Below are 13,599 nucleotides of genomic sequence, written 5' to 3'. Positions count from 1 at the left end.
AGTACAATGAATGAAACGAAAGGATGAATTATATGTCCGAGCTTACTCACTTTAACGAACAGGGCCGCGCCAAGATGGTCGACGTTTCCGATAAATCCGTGACATTGCGCACTGCAGTCGCCAAATCTTCCATTATCGTCAATGAATCGATCCACGAACAGATCACACACGGCACCAATAAAAAAGGAGACGTCTTCGCAGTCGCCCAAGTTGCCGCCATCATGGCAGCGAAGAATACTGCAACGATCATTCCGATGTGTCATCCATTGCCACTTACAGGCGTCGACGTCCGTTTCGAATGGAAAATTGATGAAGCACAGTCACATTACGAAGTGCTGATTGAAGCAGAAGTGAAAACGAAGGGCGTCACAGGCGTTGAAATGGAAGCCCTGACAGCCGCTTCAGCCGCTGCGCTGACAATCTACGATATGTGCAAGGCCGCTGGTAAAGAGATGGTCATCGGTCCAACGATGCTGCAGACGAAAACCGGTGGAAAAAATGGAGATTACGAACGCGCAGACTGAGTGCTGTGCGTTTTTTTATTTATTTGGAGTGGCTTAACCGTGTGCCAGCGCGAAAACACTGCCGATGCGAACCAAAGTGGCTTGCAGCCGCACTAAAAGCATGCGCCAACGAACCAAACCAGATGGCTCCCGCACCAAACTTGCTGTCGGCCGCGCCAATCAGCCGTCCCAACGAACCAAACTCTGCTGGAACCGCGCCAAACTCATGATTGAACGCGCGTAACTCACTGTCGAACGCACCAAACTCTAGCTCCAGCGCACCAAACTCCCAGTCGGCCACGCCAATAAAGTCCGCCCACGATCATAAGCCTCGCTCAACCGCTCATAGCAAACTGCCAGCCGCTCATACGCCCCGGAAACTCGATCATACCCGCCCCGCCCACGCTCATAAGCAACATCTCACTCGCCCAAATGCTTCGTCAACTCATGCACAATATGCGGCAGTTCCGGCAAAATTAGCTTATCCATCGCGAGCGACACTGCTTTTGACGAACCTGGTAGCAAAAACACCACTTGTTCACCAATAGCTCCAGCCGCCGCGCGACTCAGCATTGCTTTTGAACCAACATCTTCCGTATAACTCAGGAAACGAAACAGCTCACCAAAACCGTCCAGCGGCTTTGTGAAATAAGGCGTCACCATTTCCACTGTTACGTCACGCGCACCAATGCCCGTGCCGCCTGTAAAAATCATGGCTTGAATTGCTGAATCCGACAGCCAGTCTGACAGCTGACGCACGATATGCTCGCCTTCATCCAGACAAATTCCGTATTCCTGCACATGATGGCCGGCGTCTTCCAGCTTTCCCCTAATAATCTTTCCGCTCTTATCGTCCGCTTCCGTCCGCGTGTCGCTGATCGTCAGTACTGCCACCGCAATCGACTTCTTACGCGCTTGCTGTGGTAAATGAGACTCTTCCATTTTCTGTGCCCCCTAGCCGAATAATGAATGATAGATTTTACGTCCTGTCTGCATATTTTTCAGTCCGTGTATAAGCAGCCGTCCGTTGCCGAACAAAATACAGCGGTAGCCTTCTGAATGAAACTCGACGAAAAACGGTGTCTCGCGATATGGAGTCTGCAACTGCTGTGCCACCCATACCCCGTCCGCCACTGTCAGTTCCCTGCCCGCGTCCGGTATGATCTGCACCGTATCGCGTCCGCACAGCACTGCGTATTGCGTGCCGGATTGCTGATGCAACGCCGGATACACCGGATGACTGCCACATGTTTCGCAGTCCGTATTTTTCATCCGGCTGATTCCCGCTTCGACGGATGTATTGTTCCACACATCAAAATGCAGGAGCTTCGTGCGCATGGCTGCTTCATTTCCAGTCAGCCATTTTAACGCTTCTGCACTTTGATGCGCCGAAGAAATCTGAACGGCAGGCGCAATCACCCCTACTGTATCACATGTTTCATTGACCGATGGTAGTACCGGCAACAAACAGCGGAAACAAGGCGTTTTGCCCGGAATGAAAGGAAAGACGCTGCCGGAACTTCCGACAACGGCTCCATAAATCCATGGAATATTCAGTTTCCAGGAAACATCGTTGATCAGCAGACGCGTTTCAAAATTATCAGTCGCATCGATCAGCAAATTAGTGCCCTGCGCCAGCTCTTCTAACAACGGTCCATCCACGTGATCAAGCACGGTACGAATTTCCACATCTTCACGAATCGAAAGCAGGCGCTGTTTTCCTGCGACGACTTTCGGAACACTGTTGTTGGCATCTGCTTCTGTAAATAATTGCTGGCGCTGCAGATTGGATGCTTCGACATAATCGCGGTCCGCAAGTGTGATTTTGCCGATTCCTCCGCGCACAAGCGTTTCAGAAATTGCCGAACCCAGCGCGCCGCAGCCGATGATGACAGCGTGCGATTCAGCAAGTCGTTGCTGACCTGATAAACCGATCGGCTGAAATAACGTCTGTCTAGAATAACGATTGTCCACTTCATCTACTTCCTTTCATTCAACCAGAAACGAAGGCATCGGTTATGGTAACCGATTGCCTTCTGCTGATACTGGACTGATGTCGCTGAATGATCCAACATAGCGGACCACATCGCCTGTTCCATCCTTCACGGCGCTGATGGATAAGAACTCCAAATACTCTTCGCCGTTTTTCTTCTTATTCCAAATTTCTCCCTGCCATTCACCATGTTCAGAGATTTGTCTCCACATCTCATCGTAATAAGCTTTATCATGGCGGCCGGAACTGAGGATACTTGGACTTTTACCAAGCACTTCTTCCTCACTATAACCCGTCAAGCTCGTAAATGCCGGATTAACAGTGACGATTTCATCATTTTTATTCGTTACAAGAATTCCCTGTCCTGTCGAATCAAATACTTCTTTTGACAGACTGACCCGGTCCATATAATAGAGCCAGACAACCAATACCAGACTCACAAGCGACACTTGAGAGAACGCCATAAAGCCGATAGAGTACGAACCTGTCATCGAGAAGATTGTTGCGAGTAATAATGGAGGGAAGAATCCGCCCAAACCGCCCATCATCGAAACAATCCCGTTCACTGTTCCCGCCTGCTTACTGAAATACAGAGGAACCAGTTTAAAGATGACACCATTTCCAATACCCGCTGCTGCGGCAATGATAATACTGCCTATTGTATACAGCGCAATGTCCGGTGAAAACGCCAGAATAATAGAGGCAAATGTCAAACCGGCAAAACAGCCCATCAACAAGAACAACGGTTGGAATTTATCGCCCAGCCATCCGCCTACAGGTCTCAATAACGTAGCCACGACGATGAAGCCCGCAGTTCGTAAACCTGCATCCACTTTCTCCAGTCCAAAGTAATTGACCAGGAAGTTCGGCAGGAATATGGTGAACGCTACGAATGAACCGAACGTAATGAAATAGAATAAGGAGAAAAACCAAAGTTTTTCATTCTTGTAGACACCTTTAATCTGCTCAACTATCGGCGCCTTCACTTTTTTCTCCTGGCGGTCACCGAAGAAGAAATTCAGTGCGATAAATACCAGAAGTAAAATCAAATACAGTTTAACTGTCAGCGACCAGCCAAATTTCATGGCCAGTACCGGTGCAGAAAACGTCGTAATCGCTGTACCGATATTTCCCATCCCGTAAATCCCGTTGACTAGCCCATGCTTTTCTTTCGGATAGTATTTCGGCAGCGATGTAACACCTACTGAGAAAATCGCTCCGCCCACCCCAAGCAATGTACCGCCAATCAACAACCCTGTCACTGTCGATGTTTCACTTATGTAGTAGACAGGAAACAGCAGCACAATAAAACTGACGAAGAACATGACGCGCGCGCCATAGACATTCGCATAGTAACCGAGCGGAATACGTAAAATCGAACCAAGTACTACTGGAATTGCTGTAATGATGGCCACACGTTCAGGCGGGATCGAGATGTCTTCACTGATAAACGGCAGCAATGAAGAAATAAGCACCCAAACCATGAAACCGACAACTAGATTCGCCGTCTGTAACGGCAACTGGATCTTTTGTGTCATAGTAATCCATCCAATCTGAAGTTAGTTTTCATCTGAATTCAAATGAACAACACAATCATTGTTTCTATATAAGTTGAATTTATAAACCTGGATTCTATAAGCTATCTAGTACGTTTGCTGGACATAGTATCCCTTACCATGTAAAAAGTTTTTTCAACTTATATATTATTTACTCACTCCGGCAAAATCGACGTATACAGCTGATCGAACAAGTCATCCTGCTCTTTCGCCCGCAGCACGTTTATAACCATCGGGAAAATCACATTCTCTTCTTTAACGAAATGAATCATAATGACCTCGAACGCTTCGCCCGCGTCTTTTACGACATCCTGCATCATCTCTAGGCTGAATGACGAAAGGTCGCCTCTTGTATGATGGAGGAAATGTCCGATATACGCATCGATTTCGTCGTGTTCTTCCTGCACCGCTTGAACCGGCCCCTGATCGTTGCCGACGTATAGCGATAACATCGGAAATAAGTACTTTTCTTCTTTTTCCGTATGGTTCTTTAACGGCTCAATGAACGCAACGATCATCTTGCGTAATTGCTTCAGCGCAACCAGTCCTTCTTCGCGGGAATAGAGTCCCTTTTCAAAGTCCAGCACAATCGCATGCCATTGACTCATTTCGTGCATCAGGAATTGATGTTCATTTTCCAGAACACGCAAGACCGGCAATGTATGGGTAAACCCCGAATTGACCATCTCACTCTGCCTCCTGTCAAAAATTCAAGAACTTCTTGCGCAGTGCATATTCGACTAGTTCAGGACGGCTCTTCAATTGCAGTTTGTCCATCATCTTCGCTTTATGCGCTTCTACTGTCTTGACTGAAATATACAGCATTTCTGCGATTTCTTTATTACCGTACCCTTTAGCGACGAGCGGCAAAATTTCGATTTCCCGTTTGGATAAAATCTTGAACGGATCATCCTCATCTTTGGGTCTCGGTTCTTTTTGCACAAACTCCCGAATAAGCGATGTCGCCATGGAAGGATGTACATAGGTGCCGCCTTCATACACTTCACGAAGTGCACTGATTAGCTCTTCATCGGGTGCATTTTTTAAAATATACCCCGACGCGCCATTTTTCAAAACATGGAACATATACTCTTCATCATCATACATCGTCAAGATAACAATCTTGGTGTCCGGAAAATCTTCATGGATCTTGCCTGTCGCGATCAGTCCACTCTGACCCGGCGGCATACTTAAATCCAGCAAAATGATGTCAGGTCGGTGCTTAGCAACCAGCTCATATGCTTCCAATCCATCTGCAGCAGTCGCTACAACCTCCATATCTTCTTGATAATTCAAGATATGCATGAATCCGGTACGGACGACCGCATGATCATCAGCTATTATGATTTTCACTCGTTGCCCGCTCCTTCCCAACTGGAATTTCCACTTGAATTTTGGTTCCTTCATCTGCGCTGGAGGAAATCGCTAAATTTCCGCCTACCAGTTCCACACGTTCTTTCATCCCGTATAGACCAAGGCCTGTTCCTTGAGGGGTAAAGTCATTGACGTCGAAGCCTATCCCTTCGTCCTCTACCTCCAAGCTCAAAATCTCTTGTTCTTCTTTCAAAGTCAGAAACACTTCTTCCACTTCCGCATATTTCATGGCATTCAGTATCGCTTCCTGCCCAATCCGGTACATGACAGTTTCGATTTCTCCTTCATAGCGCTTTTTCTTCAGCTCGGAATTAAAATGTACGATGAGACCGTAATTTTTCTCCAGCCCTTTGATATGAGTACGAAAAGCTGCTTCGAGGCCGAAATCGTCTAAAACAGCCGGACGCAATTCAACTGATAAATGACGGATTTCATCCAATAAACGCATTAAGGAACCTTCCGTCTGACGCAATTTCTCTAGCGCTTTATCATTGACGTCCATATATTTCAGGACCCGCAAGTCAACAAGCGAACTGAGCATTTCCTGCGCGAAACCGTCATGTAGTTCCCGCGAGATGCGCTTACGCTCATTTTCCTGTGCCTGAATCACTTGCTTCACACGCATTTTTTGATTTAGGACTTCTGCCGTCTGCGTCTGGCGCGTTAAGTTGCGTAGCATCAACGCCGATATCCCTTGTTCTTCATCAATCACCTGATACGTTGCGCTATAAGGTTGCACGCCCAGATCCTTCGTCTCCAAAAACAGCTGAAAGGAGGACAGTGTCTGCTGCGGTTTGGACATAAAGCAGGAAACACACGTCATCTGCTCATCTTCACTTGTGAAGCCACGGCAGGTAAAACACATGGAATCCGCTTCACCTTCCAGCATCTTTTCATAAACTTTTGGTTCGATAATTTGCTTTGCCGCTTCATTCATCGAAAGGATCTGCCCATTTGCCGCAAAAAAGAACATCGCTTCAGTCGTACGATCATATAATTTCTGCAACAAATCTGTTAGGTTTTCACTGTTCGATAATGTCATCTTTCATTCGCTCCTTATGATAAAACGGTCCAAATTGCGAGCCGACTGTCGATTTGACTTGTTCAAATACTTCCGAAGTCATTTTTTTTGATTCGCGATATCCGACCAGCAGCACGCCTTGTACATGATCATCCTGGAATAAGGGTATGGCACCAAAACTTTTCAGCTTTTCGAAGATGAGGATTGGATAATTGTACAGATCTTGCGACTCTACATGATGATCCACATCATACACCAGCATCGGCTTCCCTGTTTTGAAAACCAATCCGGCTACCCCTTTTCCTGAGCTAAGGACAATTCTCCGGTAACGCATATTTAAGTTTCCAGTGACATACCGCCATTTCAGTTCGTGGTGGTATTTACTAAAATCCACAATGGCTAACCCGATGAAATCAACTTGCAACGTATCTTTAAGTTGCTCAATCGCTAACTGGAAATTAAAACTTTGTTGTCCCCTCATAGCATGCTCTCCTAATATTCATCATTCGCTCATCTTGGCGTGTGTTTCGTCGGCTGATGTTTTCTATATAGAATATAACTTCTACCTACATAATTCAACGGTACACTCCAGACGTGCACCAGACGCGTGAACGGCCACATCGCGAAAATAAGGAAACCTGTCAGAATATGCAGTTTGAATGCAATCGGCACCGCCGACATGAAGGCAGCTTCCGGCTGTAAGATCAGCAGCGAGCGGAACCAGACAGAAATCGTATCCCGATAGTCAAATCCCGGCGTCATCGTATTCGTAATCAGTGAACTGTAGACGCCAATGAAAACGATAAACAGCAGCAACGAATTGACGACCAAGTCCGAAGTGGATGACAGCTTACGGACATTTGATTTCGTGAAACGGCGCGCCGTCAGGATTATCATTCCGACCAGCGTAACAACTCCAAAAAAACCACCGCCCCACACTGCACCGATATGGTACATATGGTCACTGACCCCCATTGCCCGCGTCCACTCTTTCGGAATCCCCAAGCCTGCCACGTGACCTAAAATAACAGGGAATATTCCGATGTGAAACAGCAGGCTGCCAATCATTAATTGCTTTTTCTCAATGAACTCACTGGATTTGGCTGTCCAGCCGAACTGATCGTTTCGATAACGGAAAATGTGACCGACAATAAATACTGCGATACAGATGTAAGGAAAAATGACCCAAAGAAATTGACTAGTCATTGGTTGAAACCTCCCGTTGAATGCACGATTTACAAGTTTCCCGCAGTGCCCGGACTAAATGGAAATACGGGCTTTCATACTTTTCTAACGCTTTCATCAAAGAATAGCTACCGTCTTCCATCACCGCCAGCAGCATCGAAAAACTTTGCTGCGCCCGCGGGTCTCCCTTCCATTCAGCTGCATAAATGAATTCGCACATCAACGGAAGCAAATCGGATAGCTCTTCATCCGGCATCTCTAATCCGAACATTTCATACAGTACCTTCAAACGTGCGAGCATTTGCCCGCGTTCCTTAGAGTCTTCAAACTTCACGAAGGTCATAAAAAGTGTAGCGTCCTTCTGGAAATCGAATGTATAGGTGTACAGTTCCTGAATGTCTTGAAGACTGTACGTATGCATTGCTGCCCAATACGTTTGAAGATCTTCGTAGCCCGCTGCATCAGCGGGTACGAATTCTTCCCAAACTGACGGATGGAATGTCAGTTTTTCAGGATAGTTTAATTGATTGGAGAAAAATCCGAAGATATTTTTCTTTTCATATAAGAGATCAAGATTAATCACGCCAGATCCCCCCATAGAAATTTTCTTCGTAAATTTCCTTACCTGTCTTCACAGGAGCTCCCGGAGTTACAGGTCCGCAGCCGTCACAACCTCCATCCGAGCCCATTACGGAATAAGAATACGGATTTGATGCAGGTGCCTGTTCGCCGTACGTGCCCATGCCGTCATAACCAGCTGAGCCCTGCGAACGATAGACGTTCATCTGGCCTTCCTTATGGGACGTCGGAATAACAAAACGGTCTTCGTATTTGGCAATTGCAAGCAGGCGGTACATCGCTTTCGTCTGCGAGGCGTTCAAGCCGACCCGCTCCAGTTTTGATTCATCGAATTCTTTACCGGAAGAAACGGCACGCATGTAAGAACGCATCATTGCCATACGTTGCAAGCCTCCTTTCACTGTTTCCACATCTCCTGCTGTCAGCATATTCGCTAAGTACTGAAGCGGGATCCGCATTTCTTCAATTGCCGGGAAAATCATATCCGGGTTCTTGATGGAGTCTTTACCTTCGAAATAGTTCATGATCGGGCTAAGCGGCGGTACATACCAAACCATCGGCAATGTACGGTATTCCGGGTGTAATGGGAATGCCAGCTTATATTCGACCGCCAGTTTGTAGACCGGTGAGTTTTGTGCAGCTTGAATCCAGTCTTCCGAAATACCATCTTTGAGTGCCTGCTCCATAACTTCCGGATCGTTCGGATCGAGGAACAGATCCAGCTGTGCTTGATACAGGTCTTTCGGATCCGGTGTAGATGCCGCTTCCTGCACGCGATCTGCATCGTATAGCAAGACGCCGAGATAGCGGATTCGTCCTGTACATGTTTCAGAACAAACAGTAGGAAGTCCGGACTCAACACGCGGGAAACAGAACGTACACTTCTCCGCTTTATTCGTCTTCCAGTTGAAGTACACTTTCTTATACGGACAGCCCGTCATGCAGTAACGCCAGCCGCGGCACGCTTCCTGGTCAACGAGGACGATGCCGTCTTCGTCACGCTTATACATCGCGCCCGAAGGACAAGATGCTACACAGCTAGGGTTTAGGCAGTGTTCGCAAAGTCTAGGCAAGTACATCATGAATGCCTGCTCAAAATTAAATTTGATTTCTTCCTCGATTTTTTCGATGTTCGGATCAGTCGGGCCTGTAATGTGAGCACCCGCCAGCTGATCTTCCCAGTTCGGACCCCATTCCGGATCCATATATTCGCCTGTTACAACAGATTTCGCACGTGCAACCGGCGTATGCTTCTGATCCGGTGCAGCTGTTAATTTCTCGTAATCATACGTCCAAGGCTCATAGTAATCTTTCATTTCCGGCATGTCCGGATTGTAAAAGATCTTACCGAGTGCGATTTTCGAAAGCTTAGAACCAGATTTCAGTTCTAGCTTTCCTTTGCGTAATTGCCATCCGCCTTTATAAACTTCCTGGTCTTCCCAGCGTTTCGGATAACCGATTCCCGGCTTTGTCTCTACGTTGTTGAACCACATATACTCCGCACCTTCACGGTTCGTCCACGTCGTTTTACACGTAACACTACACGTATGACACCCAATACACTTGTCTAAGTTCATCACCATTGCAACCTGCGCTTTAATTTTCAAGCCAGTTGACCTCCTTCATCTTGCGGACCGCGACATACACATCTCGCTGATTTCCGATAGGTCCGTAATAGTTGAATCCATAACTGAGCTGAGCATAGCCGCCTACCATTTGAGTCGGCTTCATATGAATACGCGTCGGTGCATTGTGACTACCTCCGCGCTGCTCGGTAATTTCCGAGCCCGGCATCTGAATGTGCTTATCCTGTGCGTGATACATGAACATCGTGCCTTTAGGCATCCGGTGACTAACGACGGCGCGCGCATTGACGACACCGTTGCGGTTATAGACTTCAAGCCAGGCATTATCTTCAATCCCGTGCTCTTCTGCGTCCAGATTCGACAGCCAGACAGTCGGACCTCCGCGGAACAATGTCAGCATATGCTGATTGTCCTGATACGTTGAGTGGATATTCCACTTACCGTGCGGTGTCAGGTAACGCAGTACGAGCGCGTCCTGTCCTCCAACAATTTCCTTGTCACGATCCGCGAATACCATTGGCGGCAGTGTCGGTTTGTAGACAGGCAGTGCCTCACCGAATCCAAGGAAGAATTCATGATCCACATAAAAATGCTGTCTGCCCGTCAATGTCCGGAATGGAACGAGTCTTTCGATATTCGTCGTAAACGGTGAGTAGCGTCGTCCGAGTTTATTCGATCCGCTAAATACAGGTGTTGGAATCACTTCTCGCGGCTGCGCGGTAATGTTCGCGAATGTGAAACGCTCGGCTGCACGGTCTGCTGAAATGTCCTTCAGCTCTACCCCCGTATCTGCTTCTGCCGCTTCAAATGCCTTTTGCGAGACCCTTCCGTTTGTAGCAGAAGACAGTGTCAACATGGTTTCCGCTGCATGCTTTGCCGTATACAGTTTCGGCAGGCCATTTTTAATCGTATCGTCTTCATAGACACCATTGATGCCTTTCATCATTTCGTACTCTTCGGCAACGGAGAAACTGACTCCGTGCGCGCCGGTCTTCCCTGTCGACAATAAAGGGCCGAGCGTAATGTACTTATCATAGATTTTCGTGAAATCACGCTCTACAATTGTCATACCCGGCATCGTCTTGCCCGGGATGGCTTCGATTTCACCTTTACTCCAATCCTTCACTTCACCGAACGGCTGGGCAATCTCCTGGATCGAATCATGCGCAAGCGGTGATGTCACGAGATCTTTGTAGACACCCGGCAAATGAATCTTCGCAAGTTCAGAGAATGTCTGCGCAATCGTGCGGTAGATATCCCAGTCAGAACGTGATTCCCACAGCGGATTAACCGCCGGATTGAATGGGTGAACGAACGGGTGCATATCCGTAGACGATAGGTCTACTTTTTCATACCAGGTAGCCGCCGGCAAGACGATATCCGCGTAAAGCGGTGTGGCAGTCATACGGAAATCGAGTGCGACCAGCAAATCCAGCTTGCCTTCGACTTCATCACGCCAGACCATCTCTTCCGGTTTCATGTCTTCATTCGGACTGGCCAGCAAACCGCTCGATGCGCCGAGCAGATGCTTCATGAAATATTCCTGACCTTTTGCCGAACTGGAAATCAGGTTCGAACGCCAGACGAACAGCGAACGCGGGAAGTTTTCCGGTGCTCCCGGATCTTCTGCCGCAAAGTTCAACTCGCCGGAAGTCAACTGATCGACGACATGGCTGACGATTTCATTGGTTTCCGTTTTGCCTTGCTTTGCTGCTTCTTCCACGAGTTGCAGACTGTTTTTGTTGAATTGCGGGTACGACGGCAGCCAGCCAAGTCTTGCTGCCAGTACGTTATAATCCGCAGGGTGCTGGTATCTTGCTTCTCCGCCAAGCGGGGACATGAGTGTATCTGCGCCTGCCTCTTCATATTTCCACTGATCCGTTGCGAAGTAGAAGAATGACGTCGCGTTTTGCAGACGCGGCGGACCTTGCCAGTCTTTCGCGAAAGCAATCGTGCTCCAGCCTTCAATCGGGCGGCATTTTTCCTGACCGACATAATGCGCCCAGCCTCCGCCGTTGACTCCTTGCGATGCAGTCAATGTAACTAAGTTCAGAATCGCTCGGTAAATCGTGTCACTGTTGAACCAGTGGTTGATACCTGCGCCCATGATGATCATCGAACGTCCGCCTGTATCGATCGCGTTCTGTGCGAATTCCATTGCAATTTGTGTAACCAGTTCAGGTTTTACATTCGTAATTGCTTCCTGCCATGCTGGAGTATATATAGAAGAAACATCATCATATCCAGTCGCCTCCAGCTCACTGCCGATCCGGTTGACACCGTATTGACTCATCATGACATCATATGTCGTCGTCACCAGACGTTCGGTTCCGTCCGCAAACTGCACTTTCATTGCTGGGATTGGACGTTTGAATGTACCGTTGCCTCGCTGATCAAAATAAGGGAAGTGGATTTCCTTCCATTCAGCTGCATGATTTTCGACAGACAGAGCAGGTTCGACACGTGTGCCGTCTTCATTATCCAGCTTCAAATTCCACTTAACATCCTTCTCCCAGCGCTGACCCATCGTCCCGTTTGGCACAATGATTTCGTCTTTCGCTTCATCAAACAGTACCGGTTTCCAGTCTGCATGTTCCGACTGCTGTCCCAGGTCGCTCGCTCTTAGGAAACGTCCAGCCTTATAGGAATCTTCATGCGGGTCTAATAGAATCAAAAACGGCATATCTGTATACTGTTTCGCATAGTTTAGGAATGTTGGCTCTTTGCGTTTCTCATAGAACTCGTCCAAGATCACGTGCGTCATGGCCTGCGCAACTGCCGCGTCTGTTCCCGGGTTTGCCGCGATCCAGTCATCTGCGTGCGTCACGCTTTCCGCATAGTCCGGTGCAACAGAAACCACTTTCGTTCCTTTATAACGAACTTCCGTCATAAAGTGTGCATCCGGCGTCCGCGTCAACGGCACGTTGGAACCCCACATGATGATATAGCCGGCGTTGAACCAGTCGCTGGATTCAGGGACATCCGTCTGCTCGCCCCAAATTTGTGGGGAGGATGGCGGAAGATCTGCGTACCAGTCATAGAAGCTCAGCATCTCGCCGCCTAATAATGAAATGAAACGCGCGCCTGATGCGTAACTGACCATCGACATGGCGGGAATCGGGGTAAACCCTGCCACACGGTCCGGACCATATTTCTGCACAGTATAGATCAGCTGCGCTGCAATCAGCATCGTGGCATCGCGCCAATGAATGCGGACATGCCCGCCTTTCCCGCGTGCTTTTTTGTATTCATTGGATTTAGCAGGATCTTCGACGATGGAAGTCCAGGCAGCCACAGGATCTTTCGTTTCCTGAAGTGCTTCATTCCACATGCGCCACAGTTTTCCTCGTATATAAGGATACTTTACGCGCAGCGGGCTGTATTCGTACCATGAAAACGATGCACCGCGCGGACAGCCGCGTGGTTCGAACTCCGGCATATCGGGCCCGCAGGACGGATAATCGATTTGCTGATTTTCCCATGTGATGATGCCGTTCTTGACAAACACTTTCCAGCTGCATGAGCCTGTACAGTTTACGCCGTGCGTTGTACGCACCACTTTGTCATGCGACCAGCGCTGACGGTACATGTTTTCCCAATCACGATTCTTTTCCTCAAGCACCGACCAATTTCCAGAATAACTTTCGACAGGTTTAAAATAATTCAGTCCAAATCTCTTTTTCATCGAACATTTCCACTCCTTCTCAGAATGTCGCTTCAAATGAACACAGACATATTCTTCAACTTACCCTAAAATAAACTTATTAATCAGAATTATAATAAGGGAATTCCCTAGTTATGT

13 protein-coding genes are annotated in these 13,599 nt (G+C 47.9%); 1 reads left to right on the top strand and 12 read right to left on the bottom strand.

Annotation, left to right across the window (positions count from 1 at the left end; all coding sequences use genetic code 11):
• The first annotated feature begins 32 nt into the window (after positions 1 to 32).
• Entirely contained in the window at positions 33 to 524 is a 492-nt protein-coding gene (gene moaC / locus Q1J64_RS00815; protein WP_301107196.1) for a cyclic pyranopterin monophosphate synthase MoaC, read from the top strand.
• Between the two features lie 19 nt (positions 525 to 543).
• Here the strand turns inward: moaC and Q1J64_RS00810 are convergent, their stop codons facing one another.
• The 12 genes from Q1J64_RS00810 to Q1J64_RS00755 all read right to left on the bottom strand — a co-directional run bounded on the left by Q1J64_RS00810 (position 544) and on the right by Q1J64_RS00755 (position 13,482).
• Positions 544 to 804, bottom strand: coding sequence for a hypothetical protein (locus Q1J64_RS00810; RefSeq protein ID WP_301107195.1), 261 nt, complete (start codon positions 802 to 804; stop codon positions 544 to 546).
• Positions 805 to 923: 119 nt separating this feature from the next.
• Entirely contained in the window at positions 924 to 1,445 is a 522-nt protein-coding gene (locus tag Q1J64_RS00805; protein ID WP_301107194.1) for a MogA/MoaB family molybdenum cofactor biosynthesis protein, read from the bottom strand.
• Positions 1,446 to 1,457: 12 nt separating this feature from the next.
• Positions 1,458 to 2,477, bottom strand: a complete 1,020-nt coding sequence (locus tag Q1J64_RS00800) for a ThiF family adenylyltransferase (RefSeq protein WP_301107193.1) — start codon at positions 2,475 to 2,477, stop codon at positions 1,458 to 1,460.
• Positions 2,478 to 2,519: 42 nt separating this feature from the next.
• Positions 2,520 to 4,034 carry a nitrate/nitrite transporter gene (locus Q1J64_RS00795; RefSeq protein ID WP_301107192.1) on the bottom strand — a complete coding sequence of 505 codons (1,515 nt, stop codon included), beginning with the start codon at positions 4,032 to 4,034 and terminating at the stop codon, positions 2,520 to 2,522.
• A gap of 173 nt (positions 4,035 to 4,207) precedes the next feature.
• The gene (locus Q1J64_RS00790) at positions 4,208 to 4,738 is read right to left on the bottom strand and encodes a hemerythrin domain-containing protein (protein ID WP_301107191.1); all 531 of its coding nucleotides are present in this window, start codon (positions 4,736 to 4,738) and stop codon (positions 4,208 to 4,210) included.
• Positions 4,739 to 4,754: 16 nt separating this feature from the next.
• Positions 4,755 to 5,405: a response regulator gene (locus Q1J64_RS00785; RefSeq protein WP_301107190.1), complete on the bottom strand. Its 651-nt coding sequence runs from the start codon at positions 5,403 to 5,405 to the stop codon at positions 4,755 to 4,757.
• Positions 5,386 to 6,468 (bottom strand): sensor histidine kinase, encoded by a 1,083-nt coding sequence (locus Q1J64_RS00780; protein WP_301107189.1) that lies wholly within the window; start codon positions 6,466 to 6,468, stop codon positions 5,386 to 5,388. Before Q1J64_RS00780 ends, Q1J64_RS00785 begins: the two co-directional genes overlap by 20 nt.
• The gene (locus tag Q1J64_RS00775; protein WP_301107188.1) at positions 6,449 to 6,928 is read right to left on the bottom strand and encodes a GAF domain-containing protein; all 480 of its coding nucleotides are present in this window, start codon (positions 6,926 to 6,928) and stop codon (positions 6,449 to 6,451) included. Before Q1J64_RS00775 ends, Q1J64_RS00780 begins: the two co-directional genes overlap by 20 nt.
• Before the next feature lie 29 nt (positions 6,929 to 6,957).
• Positions 6,958 to 7,653, bottom strand: coding sequence for a respiratory nitrate reductase subunit gamma (gene narI, locus Q1J64_RS00770; RefSeq protein WP_301107187.1), 696 nt, complete (start codon positions 7,651 to 7,653; stop codon positions 6,958 to 6,960).
• A complete protein-coding gene (gene narJ, locus Q1J64_RS00765; protein WP_301107186.1) occupies positions 7,646 to 8,215 on the bottom strand; it encodes a nitrate reductase molybdenum cofactor assembly chaperone in 570 nt (189 codons plus the stop codon). Before narJ ends, narI begins: the two co-directional genes overlap by 8 nt.
• Positions 8,208 to 9,818: a nitrate reductase subunit beta gene (narH, locus tag Q1J64_RS00760; protein ID WP_301107185.1), complete on the bottom strand. Its 1,611-nt coding sequence runs from the start codon at positions 9,816 to 9,818 to the stop codon at positions 8,208 to 8,210. Before narH ends, narJ begins: the two co-directional genes overlap by 8 nt.
• Positions 9,808 to 13,482, bottom strand: a complete 3,675-nt coding sequence (locus tag Q1J64_RS00755; protein ID WP_301107184.1) for a nitrate reductase subunit alpha — start codon at positions 13,480 to 13,482, stop codon at positions 9,808 to 9,810. The genes narH and Q1J64_RS00755 overlap by 11 nt, the downstream gene beginning before the upstream one ends.
• Between the last annotated feature and the right edge of the window lie 117 nt (positions 13,483 to 13,599).

Origin of the sequence: Sporosarcina sp. (genome assembly GCF_029257255.1) — a bacterium.
Taxonomy (GTDB): domain Bacteria; phylum Bacillota; class Bacilli; order Bacillales_A; family Planococcaceae; genus Sporosarcina.
Note: the sequence above shows the minus strand (reverse complement) of the source record. Positions and strands in the feature narration are given on the sequence as shown.